The 21,873-nt window shown below is 27.4% G+C and carries 19 protein-coding genes and 1 other RNA gene; 17 read left to right on the plus strand and 3 right to left on the minus strand.

The genetic code is table 11. The annotated features are described in order from the left end of the window. Positions 1-4: 4 nt before the first annotated feature. The 7 genes from J2Z24_RS01150 to ppdK all read left to right on the plus strand — a co-directional run bounded on the left by J2Z24_RS01150 (position 5) and on the right by ppdK (position 7,251). Positions 5-703 (plus strand): diacylglycerol kinase, encoded by a 699-nt coding sequence (locus J2Z24_RS01150; protein ID WP_035144410.1) that lies wholly within the window; start codon positions 5-7, stop codon positions 701-703. 120 nt (positions 704-823) lie between these two features. Continuing rightward, positions 824-1,222 carry a cytidine deaminase gene (locus J2Z24_RS01155; protein ID WP_035144471.1) on the plus strand — a complete coding sequence of 133 codons (399 nt, stop codon included), beginning with the start codon at positions 824-826 and terminating at the stop codon, positions 1,220-1,222. A gap of 9 nt (positions 1,223-1,231) precedes the next feature. After that, the gene (gene era, locus J2Z24_RS01160; RefSeq protein ID WP_035144412.1) at positions 1,232-2,113 is read left to right on the plus strand and encodes a GTPase Era; all 882 of its coding nucleotides are present in this window, start codon (positions 1,232-1,234) and stop codon (positions 2,111-2,113) included. Between the two features lie 22 nt (positions 2,114-2,135). Then, the gene (gene recO, locus J2Z24_RS01165; protein WP_035144413.1) at positions 2,136-2,915 is read left to right on the plus strand and encodes a DNA repair protein RecO; all 780 of its coding nucleotides are present in this window, start codon (positions 2,136-2,138) and stop codon (positions 2,913-2,915) included. Positions 2,916-2,950: 35 nt separating this feature from the next. Further along, positions 2,951-3,511: a DUF4342 domain-containing protein gene (locus J2Z24_RS01170; RefSeq protein WP_035144415.1), complete on the plus strand. Its 561-nt coding sequence runs from the start codon at positions 2,951-2,953 to the stop codon at positions 3,509-3,511. Between the two features lie 391 nt (positions 3,512-3,902). After that, positions 3,903-4,547, plus strand: a complete 645-nt coding sequence (gene ccpN, locus J2Z24_RS01175) for a transcriptional regulator CcpN (RefSeq protein ID WP_035144416.1) — start codon at positions 3,903-3,905, stop codon at positions 4,545-4,547. Between the two features lie 70 nt (positions 4,548-4,617). Next, positions 4,618-7,251 (plus strand): pyruvate, phosphate dikinase, encoded by a 2,634-nt coding sequence (ppdK, locus tag J2Z24_RS01180; protein WP_035144417.1) that lies wholly within the window; start codon positions 4,618-4,620, stop codon positions 7,249-7,251. A 54-nt stretch (positions 7,252-7,305) separates the two neighbouring features. On the opposite strand, the gene J2Z24_RS01185 is transcribed toward ppdK, so the two are convergent. Beyond that, positions 7,306-8,373: a CotS family spore coat protein gene (locus J2Z24_RS01185; RefSeq protein WP_035144418.1), complete on the minus strand. Its 1,068-nt coding sequence runs from the start codon at positions 8,371-8,373 to the stop codon at positions 7,306-7,308. Positions 8,374-8,529: 156 nt separating this feature from the next. On the opposite strand from J2Z24_RS01185, the gene J2Z24_RS01190 reads away from it, so the two are divergent. The 8 genes from J2Z24_RS01190 (at position 8,530) to rnpB (ending at position 16,513) form a co-directional block, all read left to right on the plus strand. Next, entirely contained in the window at positions 8,530-9,558 is a 1,029-nt protein-coding gene (locus tag J2Z24_RS01190) for a deoxyguanosinetriphosphate triphosphohydrolase (protein ID WP_111947778.1), read from the plus strand. 277 nt (positions 9,559-9,835) lie between these two features. Beyond that, the gene (gene dnaG / locus J2Z24_RS01195) at positions 9,836-11,605 is read left to right on the plus strand and encodes a DNA primase (protein ID WP_035144419.1); all 1,770 of its coding nucleotides are present in this window, start codon (positions 9,836-9,838) and stop codon (positions 11,603-11,605) included. After that, positions 11,605-12,690, plus strand: coding sequence for an RNA polymerase sigma factor RpoD (gene rpoD, locus J2Z24_RS01200; RefSeq protein ID WP_035144420.1), 1,086 nt, complete (start codon positions 11,605-11,607; stop codon positions 12,688-12,690). Before dnaG ends, rpoD begins: the two co-directional genes overlap by 1 nt. A gap of 78 nt (positions 12,691-12,768) precedes the next feature. Continuing rightward, positions 12,769-13,653 (plus strand): PH domain-containing protein, encoded by an 885-nt coding sequence (locus J2Z24_RS01205; RefSeq protein ID WP_035144421.1) that lies wholly within the window; start codon positions 12,769-12,771, stop codon positions 13,651-13,653. A gap of 24 nt (positions 13,654-13,677) precedes the next feature. Then, entirely contained in the window at positions 13,678-14,367 is a 690-nt protein-coding gene (locus J2Z24_RS01210; RefSeq protein WP_035144422.1) for a tRNA (adenine(22)-N(1))-methyltransferase, read from the plus strand. Next, on the plus strand, positions 14,358-15,170 hold the full coding sequence (locus tag J2Z24_RS01215) for a Nif3-like dinuclear metal center hexameric protein (RefSeq protein WP_035144423.1): 813 nt from the start codon (positions 14,358-14,360) through the stop codon (positions 15,168-15,170). Before J2Z24_RS01210 ends, J2Z24_RS01215 begins: the two co-directional genes overlap by 10 nt. Before the next feature lie 188 nt (positions 15,171-15,358). After that, a complete protein-coding gene (locus tag J2Z24_RS01220) occupies positions 15,359-16,081 on the plus strand; it encodes a zinc ribbon domain-containing protein (RefSeq protein ID WP_035144424.1) in 723 nt (240 codons plus the stop codon). A 75-nt stretch (positions 16,082-16,156) separates the two neighbouring features. Next, positions 16,157-16,513: RNase P RNA component class A (gene rnpB, locus J2Z24_RS01225), an RNA gene on the plus strand. A 148-nt stretch (positions 16,514-16,661) separates the two neighbouring features. Here the strand turns inward: rnpB and J2Z24_RS01230 are convergent. After that, positions 16,662-16,979: a TIGR04076 family protein gene (locus tag J2Z24_RS01230; RefSeq protein WP_035144426.1), complete on the minus strand. Its 318-nt coding sequence runs from the start codon at positions 16,977-16,979 to the stop codon at positions 16,662-16,664. A 147-nt stretch (positions 16,980-17,126) separates the two neighbouring features. Here J2Z24_RS01230 and J2Z24_RS01235 point away from each other — a divergent pair, with 147 nt between their 5' ends. Both J2Z24_RS01235 and J2Z24_RS01240 read left to right on the plus strand, forming a co-directional pair. After that, the gene (locus J2Z24_RS01235) at positions 17,127-17,924 is read left to right on the plus strand and encodes an ABC transporter ATP-binding protein (protein WP_035144429.1); all 798 of its coding nucleotides are present in this window, start codon (positions 17,127-17,129) and stop codon (positions 17,922-17,924) included. Further along, a complete protein-coding gene (locus tag J2Z24_RS01240) occupies positions 17,921-19,573 on the plus strand; it encodes a hypothetical protein (RefSeq protein WP_035144430.1) in 1,653 nt (550 codons plus the stop codon). The genes J2Z24_RS01235 and J2Z24_RS01240 overlap by 4 nt, the downstream gene beginning before the upstream one ends. Positions 19,574-19,698: 125 nt before the next feature. Here the strand turns inward: J2Z24_RS01240 and J2Z24_RS01245 are convergent, their stop codons facing one another. Then, a complete protein-coding gene (locus J2Z24_RS01245) occupies positions 19,699-21,750 on the minus strand; it encodes a methyl-accepting chemotaxis protein (RefSeq protein WP_035144431.1) in 2,052 nt (683 codons plus the stop codon). Positions 21,751-21,873 lie beyond the last annotated feature (123 nt).

Raw genomic sequence — 21,873 nt, forward strand, 5'->3', positions numbered from 1 at the left:
TTTTATGAAAATGAAGAAATTATTGGATAGCTTCAATTTTGCTATAGAAGGAATTGTCTATGCAGTAAGAACTCAAAGAAATATGAGAATACATATGATTGCAGCTTTATTAGTTCTTACTGCTTGTTTTTTTTATGATATAACTAAAATGGAGTTATTAATTATATTAATTACAATTACTATGGTGATTACAGCAGAACTTATTAATACAGCTATAGAATGTACTATTGATACAACTACTAATTATTATCATCCATTAGCTAAAATTGCAAAAAATGTAGCAGCAGGAGCAGTATTGATTACTGCAATAAATGCAATAGCTGTAGGATATATCATTTTTTGGAAAAAACTAGAGGTGATAAATCTTATAGTTATAAATAAAATAAAAAATTCAGACCCTTATATGATTTTTATAATATTATTTATTGTATGTATATCTACGTTAGTTGTAAAAGCTATATATGGAGAAGGAACACCTTTAAAAGGAGGAATGCCTAGTGGGCATAGTACTATAGCATTTTCTATTGCTACAACTATAGCACTTATTACAGAAGAAGTTGTTCCAATAATACTTAGTTATTTTTTAGCTATTATAGTAGCACAAAGTAGAGTGGATTCTGAAACACACTCGGTTTTAGAAGTAGTAGTTGGAGCAGTATTTGGCACAATGCTTACTATATTATTATTTAAAATATTTGGGTAAAATAAAAGATAACTATAAGTTTAAAATATATTTATTGAAAAGAGTAAAATTAATGCTATAATTTTATTTACAAGATAATGATAGACTTCTTTTGAAAGGAAGGGTTTATATATGGGAGATATAAATTATAAAGAATTGATTAGGAAGGCATTAGATGGGAGAAAAAAAGCATATGTTCCATACTCTAAGTTTAAAGTTGGAGCAGCAGTACTTACATCAGAAGATAAGATTTATACAGGTTGTAATATAGAAAATGCATCTTATGGTGCTACAAATTGTGCAGAAAGAACTGCAATATTTAAAGCAATATCTGAAGGGGAAAAAGATATAAAGGCAATTGCTATAGTTGGAAGTGAAGAAGAATTAACTTATCCTTGTGGAATTTGTAGACAGGTGATTAGCGAATTTGCAATGGATGATATTAAAATTATAATAGGAAAAAATGAAAATGAATATGTTGTAAAAACACTTGGAGAAATACTTCCTGGAGCTTTTACAAAGAAAGATTTACACAAATAAGGAGGATATATGTTTAAATCAGGATTCGTAACAATAATAGGAAGACCAAATGTGGGGAAATCTACATTATTAAATACAATAATGGAAGAAAAGTTATCTATAGTATCTAGTAAACCTCAAACTACAAGAAATAATATACAAACAATTTTAACAGCACAGGATTATCAAATTATATTTGTAGATACACCAGGTATACATAAGCCTAAACATAAATTAGGAGAATATATGGTAAAATCTGCAGAAGATTCATTAAAGGAAGTAGATTTAGTTTTATTCTTAACTACTCCTGAAATTAATCCAGGAAGAGGAGACGAATACATTTTAGAAGAGTTGAAAAATACTAAAACACCTGTATTCTTAATAGTAAATAAAATAGATGAAAATACTCAAGAAAGAGTAGCAGAAACTTTGAAAAATTATTCAGGAATAATAGAATTTAAAGAATATGTTCCTATTTCAGCTATGAATGGGAAGAATGTTGATACATTAATAGAACTTATGAAAAAGTATCTTCCAGAAGGACCTAAGTACTATCCAGAAGATATGATAACAGATCAACAAGAAAGATTTATTGTTTCGGAAATAGTACGAGAAAAAGCTTTAAGATTATTAAGTGAAGAAGTGCCTCATGGAATAGCTGTAGATATAATAACTATGAAAAAAAATGATAATGGAAGTTATGAGATAAATGTGAATATGTTATGTGAAAAAGATTCTCATAAAGGCATTATAATAGGTAAAAATGGATCTATGTTGAAAAAAATATCTAAGTATGCAAGGGAAGATATTGAAAAATTCTTAGGTAATAAGGTTTATTTGAAAGTATGGGTAAAAGTTAAAAAGGATTGGAGAGACAGTAATTCGCTTCTAAAAGAATTAGGATATAAGTAGGTTATCCTGCCTAGGTTCAAGTATGTTTTTGCTAAATTTCACATTTTGGTTAGGAGATGATTTTCTGTCCATTTTTGATACTAGAGCAGTAGTGATAAAAACTCAGGATTATAAAGAATGGGATAAAATAATATGGTTTTTTAGTGAAAAATTAGGTAAAATTTCTGTTATAGCAAAAGGAGCAAAAAAAAATAGAAGTAAGCTTTTTTCAAGCACTTTATCATTTTGCTATGGTAATTATAATGTATATAAAGGTAAAGGTATGTATACTCTAAATGAAGGAGATATAATAGATTCTTTTCAGAGTTTATTATCAGATTTAGAAACTATAACTTATGCTTCATATTTCTGCGAATTGATAGATATTGCTTTAAATGAAGAGGAGAGTAATAGACAGCTATTTAAGGATTTTGTAGGAGCATTTTATTTAATGAAAAACAAGGCAGTTGATTTAGAAACTTTAGCTAGGATTTTTGAATTAAATATATTAAAAGCATCTGGTTATGGATTGAATCTAGATAAATGCTCTATTTGTAGAAAAAAATTAAGTTCATCTAATTATATGAGTTTTCAGTATTTGGGAGGAATTTGTGGTGAATGCGAGAAAATAAATGGTATTAAAATAAGTCATGCCTCTTATAATATAATAAAGTACTTAAATAATTTACCTTTAGAGAAGAGTTATAGAATTGTTATACCTAATGGATTAAAAGAAGAAATTTATAAAATATTAAATATAATAATTTCTCAAAATTATTGCAGGAAACCAAAAAGCTTAGAAACACTTAAGTATATACCTTAGATAAAAATAATATTAATTTAAAAGGAGAGGAAGAAATGAGTGAAATAACTTTAGAAAAAATAGACCTTGTTAGGGAAAGAACAAAGGTTAGTTATTCAGAAGCAAAAGAAGCTTTAGAAATTACAGATGGGAATGTAGTAGATGCATTAATATACATAGAAGAAAAAAAGAAAGCTTCAAGAGATGAATTGTATACTACAAAAGAAGAATTTGTTACATGGATAAGAGAATTAGTAAAAAAGGGAAATATCAATAGAATAAAAATTAAAAAAGAAGATAAAGTTATTGCAGATATACCTGTGAATGCAGGAGTAGCTGTAACTTTAGTTGGATTATTTGCTTCCCCATTTATAACTATAGCATTATTTGCAGCAGCTTTAACTCAAGTTACTGTAGAAATTACTAAAACTGATGGAACAGTAGAGGTAGTAAATAAAATAATTAAGACTACAGTAGATGATGTAACAGAGAAAGTTAAAACAAAAACTTCTTCTGTTAAAGAAAAGTTTTCAACAGACAAGAAAGCTGACGAAAATGTTAATAATACATTTACTTATACAGTAAATTTTGAAGATGAGGACGAAGATAATAAATAATATTTTAATAGAGATAGTCAGCAGAGGAAGTCTGCTGACTTTTAGATTACTAACTCTGAAACATATTGAATAAAAATTGATAATTTGGTAAGATTTAATAGGGGGTATTTAACGAAATATTTTAAATAAGTTAAATATTTTAAATAATGATTTTCTTACAAATTACATATATAATTTTTCGGTAATTATATATTATTGAAAAAATTTTAAAAAATTATGCAATTTAGGCACATAAAAAAAAGATACACATAGAATACAAAAGGAAAAAATATATAAGAGGTAGAATAGTGTAAATAAATAAGCATAAAAGGGTGAAAGTGATATACTAATTCGATTAATATGGTGATATAATATACTAGAATTTTAAATTATTAATCTTTTTGAAAAGAGGGTGAGAAATATTAAATTATCACAAAGACAAGAAGAGATTATTAAGTTAGTTAAAGGCCATGAGCCTATAACAAGTGAGCAATTAGCGAAAAAGTTAAATGTAACTAGGGCAGCACTTAGACCAGACTTAGCTATACTTACTATGACAGGCATACTAGAGGCAAAGCCTAAGGTTGGATACATATATTCTAAAAAACCCTCTTATAGTTTAATATATGATTATATTAGAAATATAAAAGTAAAGGATATTATGTCTAAGCCTGTGGTAGTCAATGAATCTACTACAGTATATGATGCAATTGTAAATCTTTTTCTAAATGATGTGGGAACATTATTTGTTGAAAATAATGGAATTTTAGTAGGAGCTACTTCTAGAAAAGATTTCTTGAAATTTGCTATGGGTGGAACTGATATGCATAAGGTTCCAGTAGGAATTATTATGACAAGGATGCCTAACATAGTTGTAGTTGATGAAGAGGAAATTGCATATGAGGCTGCTATGAAAATTATAGAACATGAAGTTGATAGTTTACCAGTAGTAACAAAATGTGAAGATGATGACAAAAAAGATGCTTTTAAAATAATAGGAAAAATTTCAAAAACAAATATCACCAAATTATTAGTAAAAATGGGAGAAAATTCCTAAAAGAATTGTAATGAGTATTCACTCTTTACATAAATAAAGACATTATATAAATAACAAAGGGGATGTTATTATGGAAAAAAGCAAATATGTGTATCTTTTTAAAGAAGGCAATGCGTCAATGAAAAATTTACTTGGAGGAAAAGGAGCTAATTTAGCGGAAATGACTAATTTAGGAATACCTGTTCCACAAGGATTTACAGTTACTACTGAGGCTTGTAGTAAATATTATAAAGATGGAAAAAGATTATCAGAAGAAGTAATAGAACAGATTTATGAAGCATTACAAGAGATAGAAAATATAAATGGGAAACAATTTGGAAATTTAGAAAATCCTTTATTAGTTTCTGTAAGATCTGGAGCAAGAGTTTCAATGCCAGGAATGATGGATACTATCTTGAATCTTGGACTAAATGATGAGACTGTTGTAGCATTGTCTAAATTAACAAATAATGAAAGATTTGCTTATGATTCATATAGAAGATTTATTCAAATGTTCTCAGATGTTGTTATGGGAATAGATAAAAGACAGTTTGAAGATGTGTTAGATGAAGTTAAAGAGTCAATAGGAGCAAAATTTGATACAGATCTTAAAGCATCAGATTTAAAAGAAATAGTTAAGAAATTTAAAAATATTTATAAAAAAGAAATGGGAGAAGAGTTCCCACAGAATCCAAAAGTGCAATTAATTGAGGCTGTTAATGCAGTATTTAGATCTTGGGATAATCCAAGAGCAATAGTTTATAGAAGATTAAATGATATACCAGGAGACTGGGGAACAGCTGTAAATGTTCAAAGTATGGTATTTGGAAATATGGGAGAGACTTCAGGAACAGGAGTTGCATTTACTAGAAATCCTGCTACTGGAGAAAGTGAAATATTTGGAGAATACCTAATAAATGCACAAGGTGAAGATGTTGTTGCAGGAATAAGAACACCTCAACCTATAACAAGATTAAAAGAAGATCTACCAGATTGTTATGAACAATTTATAAAAATAGCTAATAATTTAGAAAAGCATTATAAAGATATGCAGGACATGGAATTTACTATAGAACAAGGTAAACTTTATTTCTTACAAACAAGAAATGGTAAAAGAACTGCTCAAGCAGCTTTAAAGATAGCTGTTGATATGGTAAATGAAGGTCTTATTACTAAAGAAGAAGCTATATTAAAAGTAGACCCAAAACAGTTAGATGCACTTTTACACCCAAACTTTGATGAAGTAGAATTAAAAAATGCTAAAGTAATAGCAAAAGGACTTCCTGCGTCTCCAGGAGCAGCTTGTGGTAAAGTTTATTTTTCAGCTGAAGAAGCAAAGTCTCATCATGAATTAGGGGAAAAAGTTATATTAGTAAGATTAGAAACTTCTCCAGAAGACATTGAAGGCATGGTGGCAGCAGAAGGTATACTTACTGTAAGAGGGGGTATGACTTCTCATGCAGCTGTTGTTGCAAGAGGAATGGGAACTTGTTGTGTAGCAGGATGTGGAGACATTAAAGTAAATGAAAATAACAAAACCTTTGAAGTAAATGGAGAAGTTTACGCTGAAGGAGATTATATATCATTAGATGGAGGGTCAGGATACGTATATGGCCAGGCGATAAAAACTGTAGATCCAGAAATAAGTGGATATTTCGGAACTTTTATGAGCTGGGCAGATGAAATAAGGACATTAAATGTTAGAACAAATGCTGATACTCCAAGAGATGCTCAACAGGCGGTTAAATTTGGAGCAGAAGGAATAGGTCTTTGTAGAACTGAGCATATGTTCTTTGATGAGGATAGAATTCCTGCGGTAAGAGAAATGATAGTGGCAGAAACTGAAGATCAGAGAAGGAAGGCTTTAGAAAAGCTTCTTCCAATGCAAAAGAAAGATTTCATAGGAATATATGAGGCTATGGAGGAAAGACCAGTAACTATAAGATTTTTAGATCCACCACTACATGAATTTTTACCAACAGAAGATGAAGATATAGCTGAATTAGCAAGGGATATGGGAATTACTTTTGAAAACCTAAAAGCTACAGTAGAATCATTACATGAATTTAACCCAATGATGGGACACAGAGGATGTAGACTTACTGTATCATATCCTGAAATCGCTGAAATGCAAACTAGAGCAGTAATTGAAGCTGCTATAGATGTAAAGAAAAGAAAAGGATATAATATAGTTCCTGAAATAATGATTCCTCTTATAGGTGAAATAAAGGAATTGAGATTTGTGAAGGATATAGTTGTATCTGTTGCGGATGAAATAATATCTAGATTAGGGGTAGATTTAAAATATAAAGTAGGTACTATGATAGAAATACCTAGGGCTGCTATTACAGCGGATGATATAGCAAAAGAAGCAGAATTCTTCTCTTTTGGAACAAATGATTTAACTCAAATGACATTTGGATTCTCAAGAGATGATGCTGGTAAATTTTTAAATGACTATTATGATAAGAAAATATATGATTTTGATCCTTTCCAAAAGTTAGATCAAAATGGAGTAGGAAAACTTATAAATATTGCTTGTGATCTTGGAAGGAAAACAAGACCAGATATTAAACTCGGAATATGTGGAGAACATGGTGGAGACCCAGCTTCTGTTGAATTTTTCCATAATACAGGATTATCCTATGTATCTTGTTCACCATTTAGAGTACCAGTAGCAAGACTTGCTGCAGCACAAGCTCAGGTTAAAAATCCAAGAAAATAATTTTGTATAAGAAAAATTTAAAAGTACCCTGCTATAAGAAGCAGGGTGCTATTTTTAATGTATTATAGTATTAAATCTATCTTCTATATATTTTGTAAATAATTGAATAAATTTTGATTGATTCATGTCATTTTTAACTGACTTTTCTAGAAGAATTGTAAAGGCATTTTTATTACATTTTTTTATGTTTTTATAATAATCTCTAGATATTTTCCAATATTTTTGCGGAAAACCAACGTAAGCTAAAATATATTTGTATTCATCTGAATTTAAAGGATGAGATTTTTCATATAGGTTAAGGCAATTTATAGCTAAGTCTACATTCCAATTAGTATTATCTCTTTTTAAAAATCTTCTCATGAAGTATGATATGTCATGGACAGAATAATCTATTTTGCATTTATCAAAATCTATTGTCCATATATGTTCAGTTTCATCGAATATAATATTTTTATTTACGTAATCTAAATGACATAAAGATCTACTTAAATTATTATTATCTATAGTACTAGCTATTGATAGAATTGATTTTGCCATAGTAAGGTTTTCGTCAAAATGTTGTAAGAACTTTTTAGAGAATTTATCTTTATATTTAAATGCTAAGTTAGAGCAGTCTAGTAGTTGATGAAAATTTTTTTCTGTTGATTTATATATGTTATCAAAATTTATTCTTTTAGAACTTCCTTTAATAGGAATAAAGTTTTTAGAACAAGTATGCATATCTCCCAAATTTTTAGAGGCAGTAAGTATATGTTCTTCTATATCGTAATTACATTTAACACCTTCAATCCAAGGTGTTAGAATAAATAACATGTTTTTAAATTCTACATATCTACTTTTGCCTAATGTAGGTAATATTCTAGGTACATTTATACCATATCTATAGAACCATTCTATTGAGGAATATACAAAAAGTAGTTCTTCTAATGGGAAATATACTTTTTTTAAGCAATAACTTTCGCCATTAAAGTCTACCCTATAGACAGCTCGTTGTTTATCTGTATTTTTAAATTTTATTTGTGTAACGGATGAATCTTGTAATCCATAATGAGGAAGAACGTATTTTTTTACGTTTTCTTCAGATAATAAATTAATATTATATGTTTCAGCCGCATATGGCATGGTAACACTCCTTATTTATTTATCTCTGTATAATCATATTATCTAAACATTTATAATATACATATAAATTATAAAAATGAATTATGACAAAAAATGATATAAATAAAAAGGAGTTTTAATTAAAATATAGAATATATTAAAAGTGGTGATTGTATTATGAATATTAGGGAAAAAATAGAATATAATGAAAAAATAAGTCTTAATAAGTATGCTACATTATCATCTAATACTAAGGGAAGAGTTTTAAAAGAAAAAAGTGATGAAATAAGAACTGATTTTATGATAGATAGAGATAGGATAATACATAGCAAATCTTTTAGGAGATTAAAACATAAAACACAAGTATATATTAAAACTTGGGGAGATCATTATAGAACAAGACTTACTCATACATTAGAAGTATCTCAGATAGCTAAAACCATAGGGAAGGCATTAGGATTAAACGAAGAGTTAATAGAAGCTATAGCATTAGGACATGATATAGGACATGTAGCTTTTGCACATAGTGGAGAAGAACTTTTAGATGAATTACTTCCCAATGGCTTTAAACATAATGAAAATAGTATAAGAGTTCTTACAAAAATTGAAAGGCAAGGAAAAGGATTAAACTTAACAGATGAAGTATTAGATGGTATACTTCATCATAGTGGTTTTTCAAAGGAGAATAAAAGATCTTATACATTAGAAGGACAGGTAGTAAGATATAGTGATAAAATTGCATATGTTAATCATGATATAGATGATTCAATAAGAGCAGGACTTTTAAATGAAGAAGATATACCCAAAGAATATTTAAGTGTTCTTGGAAAAACTCATGGAGAGAGAATAGATACCTTAGTAAAAGATTGTATTTATAATACTTTAGAAAATATAAAAAATAAAAAAATTTATATATCTTTAAGTGGAGAAGTAGAAAAAACTCTTAGAGATTTACGAGCTTTTATGTTTACAAATATATATAAAGGTTCAATATTAAGAGAAGAGAGAGAAAAGGCTAAATTTGTATTATATCAAGTGTTTAATTATTATTTAAAATATCCCGAAAAAATGCCAGAGTTTTATAAAAGTATGGTTCAAATGGAAGGATTATATGCAGGAGTAGCAGATTATATAGCCGGAATGAGTGATGATTATTGTTTACTTTTATTTAATAAGATATATGTACCCAAAATTGTAATTTATTAATAAAAATTAGAATAATTTTTATTAGCTTATGGGTAGAATAATACTTGCATGGATTAATATAAAAAATTATAATTTTGAAGGATATTTAATTTTTATAAAGAATATATATTATAGTTAAATATAATTTTTTTAAAAATTTTCAAAAGCAGAAGGAATATATTAATTTTTGTCGAATATATTTATATTTGTCAAGAAAAAGTTCAGATAAAGTAATATTTTATTTGAAAAATTGAATTAATATTTATTATAATATTATAAAGTTAGGTGGAATGATTATTTGATATCAGAGGATGTCATACAAAGAGTTAAAGAATTAAATAATATTGTCGATGTAGTTTCTGAAACTGTTAGACTTAAAAGAGCAGGTAGATATTACACAGGATTATGTCCATTTCATCATGAAAAAACTCCCTCTTTTACTGTAACTCCAGATAAGCAAATATATAAGTGTTTTGGCTGCGGAGAAGCTGGAAATGTGATAAGTTTTGTAATGAAAACAAAAAACTTGTCATTTTTAGATGCAGTACAAATGTTAGCAGATAGAGTTAATATAGATATAAAATATAAAGATAATTTTAATCCAGCTATAGAGAAAAATGAAAAATTATATAAAATAAATGTAGAATCAGCTAGATATTTTTTTTCAAATTTAAAGAAAAATAAAGTTGCAATGAATTATTTAATTTCTAGAGATATTACAGTTAAAACAATAAATAAATTTGGACTTGGATATGCAGTAGATAGTTGGGATGGACTCTTAAAATTTTTAAGATCTAAGGGCTATTCAGAGCTAGATATGTTATCAGCGGGTCTTATTATAAAAAGTAAAAAGGGTTCTTACTATGATAGATTTAGAAATAGAATTATTTTTCCTGTTTTTAATTATAAAGGAAAAGTTATAGGATTTGGAGGAAGGGTATTAGACAATTCTAAACCTAAATACTTAAATTCTCCAGAAACTAACGTTTTTAAAAAGGGAACAAATTTATATGGTCTAAATTTTGCTATTAAAAATAACACTAATAGAACATTTATAATAGTAGAAGGATATATGGATTGCATATCTTTACATCAGCATGGAATAAGCTCAACAGTTGCCTCATTAGGTACAGCACTTACGGCTAATCAAGCAAAATTATTAAAAAGATACGCAGATAAAGTTATAATAGCCTATGATTCAGATTTAGCAGGAGAAAAAGCAACATTAAGAGGACTACATATATTAAAGGAAGAAGGATTTGATGTAAGAGTTCTTACTATACCAGAAGGGAAAGATCCAGATGAATTTATAAAAATCCATAGTAAAGAAGAATTTATTCAATTGATGGAAACTTCAGCTGGATTAATTGATTATAGAATAGAAAAAGCATCAAAAGGAATAAATTTAAAAAAACCTGAAAATGTAGTTAAGTATGCTGAAGTAGCTTTGGATATAATAAAAGACTTAAAACCAGTAGAAAAGGATATTTATATAAGGAAAATAGCAGATAAAACTGGAATTAAAAATCAAGCTTTATATGATCTTATGAATAATAAATTACAAAGAGATGCAAATATTGGTGAAAATATGAATATTGATAATATTTTTGGAAATAAATTATATGTAGAACCAATATATTTAAAAGCAGAAAGAGAATTATTAAAACTTATTATAAAAAATAAATCAGCTCAAAGTTATGGGTTGAAAGTTTTAAATGAAGATATTTTTATTTCTAAAGAAGCAAAACAGATTTTTAGTTTAATCTTGGAAAATTTAGAAGCAGAAGAAGATGAAATAGGAACATTAATAGAAATTAAATTTGGAGATGCAGATACTATAAGGGAATGGGTGAATATAGTTCAAATAAAATTAATAGGGGAAAATTGTGATTGTAAAATTTTAATAGATGATTGTATAAAAGAAATTAAAAAATATAAGTTGGAGGAGACCAGAAAAGAAATTATGAATAAAATTAAAAAGTATGAATCTGAAGGAAAAATTAATGAATCACTAAAATTAGCCCAGGAGCTTATGAATATTCAAAGACAGTTAGGTGGGATGCAGTAATGGCGGAAGGAGGCAATAATATGAAGGATAAAGGCGCAAAAATGCAACTAGTAAAAAAACTTATTGAAAAGGGCAAAAAAAATGGAACGCTTACATATAAAGAAATAATGGATGAATTAGATGAAATTGATTTAAGCCCTGAGCAAATAGAAAAAATATATGAAGTGCTTGAATCTATGGGAATAGATGTTATAGGTGACATGCAAGATACAGATGTGCAGGAAGAAGAGTTAGATCTATCAGTACCAGAAGGAATTGCTATAGATGATCCAGTAAGAATGTATTTAAAAGAAATAGGTAAAGTTCCATTGTTATCATCTGAAGAAGAAATTCAGTTGGCTCAGAGAATAGAGGATGGGGATCAAGTAGCTAAGAAGAAGCTGGCAGAAGCAAATTTGAGATTGGTTGTAAGTATAGCTAAAAGATATGTTGGAAGAGGAATGCTATTCTTAGATTTAATTCAGGAAGGTAATTTAGGACTTATAAAGGCTGTAGAAAAATTTGATTATAGAAAAGGGTATAAGTTTAGCACATATGCAACATGGTGGATTAGGCAGGCAATAACTAGAGCTATAGCAGATCAAGCTAGAACAATTAGAATACCTGTTCATATGGTAGAGACTATAAATAAATTAATAAGAGTATCAAGACAACTTTTACAAGAACTTGGAAGAGAGCCTTTGCCAGAGGAAGTAGCAAAACATATGGAAATGCCAGTAGATAAAGTAAGGGAAATAATGAAGATTGCTCAAGAGCCAGTATCCCTTGAAACACCTATTGGAGAAGAAGAAGATAGTCATTTAGGAGACTTTATACCAGATGATGATGCACCAGCTCCAGCAGAAGCGGCAGCTTTTACTATGCTAAAAGAACAGCTTATAAATGTATTAGATACTTTAACTCCAAGAGAAGAAAAAGTATTAAGATTAAGATTTGGTTTAGACGATGGAAGAGCAAGAACATTAGAAGAAGTAGGAAAAGAATTTAATGTAACAAGAGAAAGAATAAGACAGATAGAGGCTAAAGCTCTTAGAAAATTAAGGCATCCAAGTAGAAGTAAAAAGTTAAAAGATTATTTAGATTAATATAAAGCACCTTTTGGTGCTTTATTCTATAAGATTATAAGCCATATATACCTATAAAGTATATTGGAAGGTGATTATATGAAAAAATTTCAATCTATAAAAGGAGAGGGATTGCCCTATATAATAGGAGAAACTATATTATATAATTTATTTATAATTTTGATGGTTTTAGTAGTGAACTCTTATGAACTTTCAAATGTATTTAAGATATCTTTAATTATTATAAATATATATGAATTCCATTATATATTTATGTACTCTTCTCTAGAATATAATGTGTATGAAGAATATATTGAAATAAGTAGTATATTTGGCTTAAAAAAGGACAAAATATTCTTTAAAGATATAAAGGGATATTTTAGAATTAGTGGAGAGATTAAAGGAGTTAAACTATATGGCTATGGAAAAGATAATTTTGCTTTAGGAAAATCAATTATAGATAAAGTAGGAACAGCTAAAATGTATGTAACATCTAATGAAAATATAGTATATCTTAAAGTTGAAGATATAAGTTATGGATTATCTCCAAAAGAAGTTGAGGAGTTTGAAAGTATACTAATTAAAAAAGGAATAATATCATGTAATTGGGATTATTCTATAAATAAAAATATAAATTTATATAAGGATAAAAAATTTATAATTCCATTTATTATTGTAACTATAATAATAATAATATTAACTTTACATCCTTTTATATTGTACTTATATAACAAGTTACCCGAGAAAATGCCATTAAGTTTTGATGCTAATTTCCATGTAGTAAAAACAGGAACAGGAAAAGAATTTGCATTTAAACAAATGGCTTATGGAGTATTAAATATGGCTATTCTATTCTGTATGCACTATGCTTCTTATTTTTATGCTAAATATGATAAAAAGTCTGCTTATAAATTTATTTATATATCTTTAGGATCATCTCTTTTATTTTTAATAATACAAATTAGAATATTAATAACTTTTTAATTAATTTTAGAATGGAGACAAGGCATGGATATAAGTTTAAGATTAAAAACTATTGCAGATATGGTAAATAAGTGTCAATGCTGTGCAGATATAGGAACAGATCATGGTTATTTACCTATTTATCTTGTTAAAAACGGAATTTTGAATAAAGTCATAGCTTCTGATATAAATAAAGGACCTATTGAAAAGGCTAAAAAAAACATTAAAGCAGAAGGATTAAATGAATTTATAGAGTGTAGAATTGGTGGAGGACTCACTACTATAAAACCTGGTGAAGTAAATTTGGCTATAATAGCAGGTATGGGAGGAAACTTAATAAGGGATATTATAGAAGAGAGCAATAATATATTTAAAAGCTTAGATTACATTATAGCTCAACCTGTACAGAATCCTGAAGTATTAAGAGAACATATTTATAACAAAGGATATTCTATATTAGAAGAAAATTTATGTATAGATGATAATAAATTTTATGAGATCATAAAAATAAAGTATAATAATACACATGAAGAAATAGATCCTATATTTTATGAAGTAAGTAAATATTTATTTAACAAAAAACATCCTTTAATAAAAGGTTTTATTTTAAAAAAGATAGACAAGTATAAAAAAATATTTTATTCTATAAGTGACAGTACTGAATTAGCAGATGCAAGAAAGAAAGAATTGGAAAATAAAATTCACAGATTGGAGGAGTTATTAATATGTCTTTAAAAGTAAAAGATATAACTAAAATATTAGAAGAATATGCTCCTTTAAGATTAAAAGAAAGCTATGATAATGTAGGCCTTATGATAGGAGATCCTAATTGTGAGATTACATCTATTTTAATAGCATTAGATTGCACAATGAAAGTAATTAACGAAGCATATAAAAATGGATGCAATTTTATATTAACTCATCATCCTTTACTATTTAAGAAACCAAGCAGTATAACAACAGAAAGTTTACAGGGAAAAAAAATCATAGAAATAATAAAAAATAATATAAATCTTTATTCAAGTCATACTAATTTAGATTCAACTAAAGATGGAATAAATGATTTAGTTATGAAATTATTAAATTTGAATAACTATGAAATTATAGAAGTAAATAGAGAAAATTTTCAATATGGTGAAGCAGGAATAGGAAGAATTGCCATTTTAGATAGCAATATTACTCTTGCAGAACTATGTGAAAAAGTCAAAGAAACCTTTGAAGTATCTTCATTAAGATATTCAGGAGATGATAGTCAAATTATTAAGAAAGTAGCAGTAATAAATGGCAGTGGTAATGATTTTCTTATGAAAGCAAAATCTTTAGGGGCGGACTGTATTATTACAGGGGATACTACCTATCATTATGTTAGTGACTTACAGGAAGAAGGAATTAGTATTATAGATCCAGGGCATTTTGAAACAGAATGGCCGGCTATGAAGGTTGTAGCAAAATGGCTAGAAAATAGAATAAAATCTATGGGATACAGCAATGATATAATAATATCTAAAGATACTGTTTCCCCTTATAAGTATAAATAGAAATAGGCATATTTGTCTGTTTCTATTTTTATTTACTTTTTATTCTATATATAACAATGATATATTTATATTTTTTAAATGTAATATAAGTATTGATAGACGAATAAAGAAGTTATTTTAAGCAAACTTCATTTTAAAATTAAGAACCATTTGGGTATATATATAATTAGAATTAGGAGGAATAACTTATGAAAAATGTAGAATTATTATTAAAATTACAGGAAAGCTATAATAAAATGGATGAAAGTTATAAAATATTCAATGATAAGTCCTATATAAGATTGTTAAGTAGTATGAAGAAAGAATTTGATAAATTAAAAATTGATTATATGCGTAATAAAAATCAGTTAGAAGATACAAATAGAAGATACAATTTAATAAATAAAGATATGGAATCTATAAAAAATGAAATTAAAGAAGGGGAATATAAGCTATATAATGAATGTGGTAGTGATTTAAAGATGATAAATACTTTAGAAAAAGAATTAGAAAATAAAAATAACAAATTAAAAGATATGGAGAAAGAAAGCCTTAATTTATTAGAAAAAGAAGAAGAACTAGAAAAAAGAGAAAAAGAATTAAAAACAGTATTAACTAAAATTAAAAATGAATTTAATGACTATAAAAGAAAAATGAACAATATAATGGAAGAAGCAAAAAAAGAATTTGAAATTTATAAAGAGGAAATAGAGAAGATAAGAAATGAAATTTCACCAGATATACTAGAAGAATTTGATTATATAAAAACTCAGAAAAAGATTGCAGTATCAGCATTAGAAAAGGACGTATGTACTGGATGTAAAGTTAAAGTATCTTCAATGACATTAAGCGGACTTAAAAGGGGAGAAGATATAGTTCATTGTGATAATTGCGGTAGAATACTTTGTTTAATAAGTAAAAAAAATGAATAATAACCAAAATGAAATTAATATTAAACCATAAAAATTATTTGCAATTTATATTATAATATGTTATTATAAGTTCTGCGAGTAAGCCAGACAGTCGCTGCTGCTTTATGCAGGAGAGGAAAGTCGGAGCTCCATAGGGCAGGGTGCTGGGTAACCCCCAGTCAGGGTGACCTGAAGGAAAGTGCAACAGAGATATACCGCCTAAGTTTAACTTAGGTAAGGGTGGAAAGGCGAGGTAAGAGCTCACCAGCGTAATGGCGACTTTACGGCTATGTAAACCCCACCTGGAGCAAGATCGAATAGGGGAGTAGGAAGATTAACTTCCAGGGACGGCCCGTCCTGCTCCCGGGTAGTATCGCTTGAGCTTATTGGTAACAATAGGCCTAGATAGATGACTGTTTAATACAGAACTCCGCTTATAGGTTTAGTCGCATATTAAAATACTGCCTTGAAGGTAGTGTTTTTGTTTTTGGATAAATTTTTAATTGTAAAATTTTTAATAAAAAATAATAGATAAGGAACCTTTGCTTTAATGGCGAAAGGTTCCTTATCTATTATCTATAATTTAATCTTTTTCGTGAAATTAGTCGATTATTCTTTCTAACTTATAGATAACTGGATGAAGACCATCATTACAGCAACGAATTGCAACTCCATCTTGCTTTACATAAGGGTTGTTTCCTCCTGAAGCTAAAACAGAAACAGTATCAGCTATACCTTTCCAAGCTCCATTACAAAAACCTTCAGGTTGAGTAGCATTTTTTGATATGAATTCATCTCCCTCTTCACTTTTTGAACAGACAATAGGAATATCGCTTTTAGCATATTCTTTATGAATGCTATCTACTTGAGTTTTTTTAAGAACTGTGATTTTTACATCATAATTTTTGATATTTTCCATACTATTACCCCCAAAATAAATAATATAGTGTTCAATATATATAATAACTCAAATATTTATATGAAACAAATTATTTTATGTTATAATTTTACTTAGAAAGAAAAATAAATAATATTTAATTCATATATGTAAAATTGAGGTGATCGTATGGAATTAGTAAATGATCCTATAATTACTATAAAGGATTTAAAAATGAGTTTTGGAGATAAAAATGTATTAAAAGGTATAGATTTGGAGGTATATAAAGGGCAAATAATAGGATATATAGGACCTAACGGAGCGGGAAAGAGTACCACAGTAAAAATTATGTTAGGGCTTATTGAAGGATATACTGGGGATATTAATATATTTGGAAAATCTATAAAAGATGGAGAAATAGAATATAAAAGAAGGATAGGGTATGTTCCAGAAACTGCAGATATATATGATAATCTTACTGCTAAGGAATATTTAATTTTTATAGGAGAATTGTATGGATTGGATTATAATGATGTAGATAATAAGGCGAAAAATCTTATGAGGATGTTTGGAATAGAACAAGTCTATGATTCTAAAATTTCTTCTTATTCAAAAGGAATGAAACAAAAGATTTTAATAATATCAAGTTTGATACATGATCCAGACATATTATTTTTAGATGAACCTTTAAGTGGATTAGATGCAAATAGTGTAATGGTAGTGAAAGAAATTTTAGCCGAATTAGCAAGTCAGGGTAAAACTATATTTTATTCATCTCATATAATGGATGTTGTAGAGAAAATAAGTAATAGAATTGTTTTGCTAAGTGATGGAAAAATAGTAGCAGATGGGAGCTTTGATGATTTAAAATATCAATGTAAAGAGGGTTCATTAGAGCAGATATTTAACCAATTGACAGGATTTAATAAATATAAAGATGTAGCAGAAGAATTTGTATCTATAGTGCAAGGTAGGAAATTAATATGAAAGAGTTTAAAGTATTAAGAATTATAGATAAATTTAAATGGATTTTTGAGAAATTTGGTGTAGATTATAAAATAATGAGAAAAATTCTTCAGCTTAAACTTACTATGGATGGAAGAAGAGTTCCAACTATAATGAATAATTCACAAAAAAAGAAGGAAAATGATGATAATAAATTTTTTAAATCTTTGTGGATGTATGTATTGTTTGGACTAATTTTAGTGACTTTAGTAATATCAAATAATAATATAATGTTTCAAATGAGCATATTTTTTGGAATATTAATGTTTATGCTTATTACAACTTTTATTTCTGATTTTTCATCTGTATTATTAGACATTAGAGATAGAAATATTATGTTTACTAAACCTGTAAATAGCAAAACCGTTAATGCAGCTAAATTTACTCATATATTAATTTATATGTTTTATATAACTATTTCATTAACGGGAATTGCACTTATAGTATCAACTAGACATGGAATTAAGTTTTTTATAGTTTTATTATGTGAAATAATTTTAGTAGATATGTTTATGGTAGCACTTACAGCTTTGTTATATGCTATAATATTAAAATTTTTTGATGGAGAAAAATTAAAGGATATAATAAACTATGTTCAGATAACTTTAACATTAACTATAACTATAGGATATCAGTTCATAGGAAGATTATTTAATATTATTGATGTAAATGCAATTTTTACGCCTAAGTGGTGGCAATATTTAATATGGCCTATATGGTTTGCTGCACCTTTAGAGATGGTGTTAAATAATAATTTTAGCAACTATATTATAGCATTATCAGTATTTGCTATTATTATTCCTTGTGTAGCTATATTAATTTATATAAAGCTTGTTCCAAGCTTTGAAAGAAACTTACAAAAATTAAATGACAGCTCAGCTGCAAATAAAAAGAGAAATTTTGGAGAAATACTAAGTAAAGTTGTTTGCTTCACTAATGAAGAAAGAACATTTTTTAAATTTGCTTACAATATGATAAAAAATGAAAGACAATTTAAATTAAAAGTATATCCATCATTGGGCTTTGCTATTGTTTTTCCATTTATATTTATGTTTAATACTCTTTCAAAGACTCAATCTTTTAGTGAATGGTTAAATTATATGCCTTCAACAAAGTATTATTTTAATATATATTTTTCTGTTTTAAGTTTACCTACTGTGGTTATGATGATGAAATATTCAGAAAGATATAAGGGGGCATGGATTTATAGAGTAATGCCTCTTAAAAACTTAGCACCAGTTTTTAAAGGAGTATTAAAAGCTTTATTATTTAAATTAATAATTCCAATATATTCATTTATATCACTTGTATTCTTATTCATATTTGGAATTAAGATTTTTCCACATTTAATTATAGGATTCTTAAACATGATGATATTTACAATTATGTGTTTTAGACTTATGAACAAAGAGCTTCCATTTTCTCAGAGTTTCCAAGTTACGCAAAGCAGTGAAGGATTATTAATCATACCTCTGATGTTTGTATTGGCGGCTTTAGGAGGAATACATTTTGCTATTACATCAGTTAATTTTAATATTGGCATATATGTATATATGATAGTTATGTTAATAGCTGCTGTGATATATTGGATAAAGGCACTTGATATTCCGTATAACAAAATTATGAAATAGTATATATAATAAATACAGTTGTTATAAGTTTATCCTTAATTATAACAACTGTATTTATTATAGTAACTCATTGACGTACATATAAAACTTAGTTTTAAAGTACTGAAATATATGAGAAATAATATTTATATTTTAAAATTTTGTATTAACTCGTTTAATTTTTGTGCAAGTTCTGCTTGATTTTGTGCTGTAATGGATATTTGTTCCATACGTTGTACTGCTTCATTAATACTATTTAGTATTTCAGAAGAATTTCTTGCTGTATTTTGTGAATTAGTTGCCATATTGTCTATTGCTTTATTAACTTCAAAAATTGTAGAAGCTAATTCTTCAGACATGAAGGCAATATCTTTAGACATTTTATTAATAAAATCAGCATCATCATTATATTGTTTTCCTGTATGAACTAAAAGTTTATAGTCTTCTAATACTTTTTCATTTACAAATGTTAAAATTCCATTAGAATTTTCGGACAAATAGCTAAATGCTGAATTAACTCTGCCAATAGTTTTTTGAATTTTTGATACAGTATTTGAAGATTGTTCCGCAAGCTTACGAACTTCTTCAGCTACTACTGCAAAACCCTTACCATTTTCACCAGCTCTGGCTGCTTCAATGGCCGCATTTAAAGCAAGTAAATTAGTTTGAGAAGCAATATTTGAGATGGCATCTGCCATAGATATTATTTCATCTACAATCTTACCTTCCTCTATAGCCTGTAATATATTTTTCTCTTTTTCTCTATATAGATTTTCTGTTTCTTCACTAGAGGCCTTTGCTTTATCACTTATTTCTATAGCTCTTTTACTTATTTTGCTAGATTGATTATTTCCGTCATTAGCTTTGTTGGAAAGATTGGTTATATTAGAGTTAACTTCCTCAACAGAAGAAGCTATTTCTTTAGAGGTAGCGCTAGATTGTTGAGAAATATTTGATATTTGCTCAGTAGATGTACTTATAGTTTCTATTTTTGAAGTCATTTCTTCAACAGTTGCAGAGAGTTCTTCACTTGCAGCGCTCATGTCTTGGGAATTGTCCATAATGGTTTTTATAATGTTTTTCAAATTCTCTATCATTTTATTTAAATATGATGCCATTTCCCCTAATTCATCATGAGAGTTTACTTCTATATTTTGAGTTAAATCTCCTTTAGATATGGCTAAAGCTAATCTATTAACTTTGTTAATATTTATGGTTAAATATTTTGCAAAGTATAACACAAATAATATGGACAGTATTATTGTAAATAATACAACTAATAATGTTTTTAGTAAAAGAGCTTTAGTAGCAGCATATAGTTCAGATTGTGGAACAATAAGTGCTAAGGTCCAATTTACATCTGGTATTTTTGAATAATATACATTATTTATACCATTTTCATTTTTAAAGGATGCTTCGCCTTTTTCTTTTCCTAGGATAGTATTTCCTAGAGAAACTAAAGCACTATTTTCCTCTTGGATTATTTTTTTAGTTAATATTTTAGATGCATCTTTATCAGCAATATATGTTCCATTACTATCTATTAAGAATGCCCTACCTTTGGTTCCAATTTTTATATTTTGTATGATATTTTGTATAGTGCTTAAACTTATATCTCCTGTTGTAACTCCAATAAATTTATTGCTGCCATCATACAATGGACTTGTTGATGTAACCATACTAATTTTAGTAACGCTATCAATATAGGGAGCAGACCAAACAACTCCTTTAGTGCTGTTTACACCTATTTTATACCAATCATTTTCATTATAATTGCTATTATCTGCACTATATTCGTCTGTATATTTTATAGAACCATTATCTTTATATGCATAAGGTGCAAAAAATTTAATTTTCTTATCTAATTTATAAGGTTCAAACCATACTCCACAACCTAATGTATCAGCATTAGTGTCAATAACTCTTTTTAGTAGAGAAGCATAAGTATCTTTTTTTAGTATTTTATAACAGGATTCAACTGTTTTAGAAAGAGACTGAGTGATTTGAGCATGTTTTAGTAATTTTTTCTGTATTTCTTCTATATTTGCAGCTAGTTGATTGTTCATTTTATTTTGTATTTCATTATTAATAATTTTTTTTGAACTAAAATAGCTTATAAAAGTTAAAGATAGTGTAGAAATGATAATAATGGGAAGTACTGAGGCTATAATTTTTGATTTTATACTTTTAAATTTCATAATAATCCCCCTTTTGATAACTTTTGTTAATAAGTATTTCGTTTTTAATTACTTAATATTTAGTATTGTTTTATGTAAGTTTTTATAAGAATATGAATTTAATTCTATGAAGCAGAATGTCTA

The sequence above is a fragment of the Clostridium tetanomorphum genome (genome assembly GCF_017873215.1).
GTDB classification, from domain to species: Bacteria; Bacillota; Clostridia; order Clostridiales; family Clostridiaceae; genus Clostridium_AO; species Clostridium_AO tetanomorphum.

Coding starts and splice junctions, on each gene's coding strand:
- J2Z24_RS01170 (WP_035144415.1), top strand. CDS start 2,951: ATGAGTGAAATAACTTTAGAAAAAATAGACCTTGTTAGGGAAAGAACA.
- era (WP_035144412.1), top strand. CDS start 1,232: ATGTTTAAATCAGGATTCGTAACAATAATAGGAAGACCAAATGTGGGG.
- J2Z24_RS01220 (WP_035144424.1), top strand. CDS start 15,359: ATGAAAAATGTAGAATTATTATTAAAATTACAGGAAAGCTATAATAAA.
- J2Z24_RS01190 (WP_111947778.1), top strand. CDS start 8,530: ATGAATATTAGGGAAAAAATAGAATATAATGAAAAAATAAGTCTTAAT.
- recO (WP_035144413.1), top strand. CDS start 2,136: ATGTTTTTGCTAAATTTCACATTTTGGTTAGGAGATGATTTTCTGTCC.
- J2Z24_RS01150 (WP_035144410.1), top strand. CDS start 5: ATGAAAATGAAGAAATTATTGGATAGCTTCAATTTTGCTATAGAAGGA.
- J2Z24_RS01230 (WP_035144426.1), bottom strand. CDS start 16,979: ATGGAAAATATCAAAAATTATGATGTAAAAATCACAGTTCTTAAAAAA.
- J2Z24_RS01240 (WP_035144430.1), top strand. CDS start 17,921: ATGAAAGAGTTTAAAGTATTAAGAATTATAGATAAATTTAAATGGATT.
- ppdK (WP_035144417.1), top strand. CDS start 4,618: ATGGAAAAAAGCAAATATGTGTATCTTTTTAAAGAAGGCAATGCGTCA.
- J2Z24_RS01235 (WP_035144429.1), top strand. CDS start 17,127: ATGGAATTAGTAAATGATCCTATAATTACTATAAAGGATTTAAAAATG.
- J2Z24_RS01245 (WP_035144431.1), bottom strand. CDS start 21,750: ATGAAATTTAAAAGTATAAAATCAAAAATTATAGCCTCAGTACTTCCC.
- J2Z24_RS01185 (WP_035144418.1), bottom strand. CDS start 8,373: ATGCCATATGCGGCTGAAACATATAATATTAATTTATTATCTGAAGAA.
- J2Z24_RS01205 (WP_035144421.1), top strand. CDS start 12,769: ATGAAAAAATTTCAATCTATAAAAGGAGAGGGATTGCCCTATATAATA.
- J2Z24_RS01215 (WP_035144423.1), top strand. CDS start 14,358: ATGTCTTTAAAAGTAAAAGATATAACTAAAATATTAGAAGAATATGCT.
- J2Z24_RS01210 (WP_035144422.1), top strand. CDS start 13,678: ATGGATATAAGTTTAAGATTAAAAACTATTGCAGATATGGTAAATAAG.
- rpoD (WP_035144420.1), top strand. CDS start 11,605: ATGGCGGAAGGAGGCAATAATATGAAGGATAAAGGCGCAAAAATGCAA.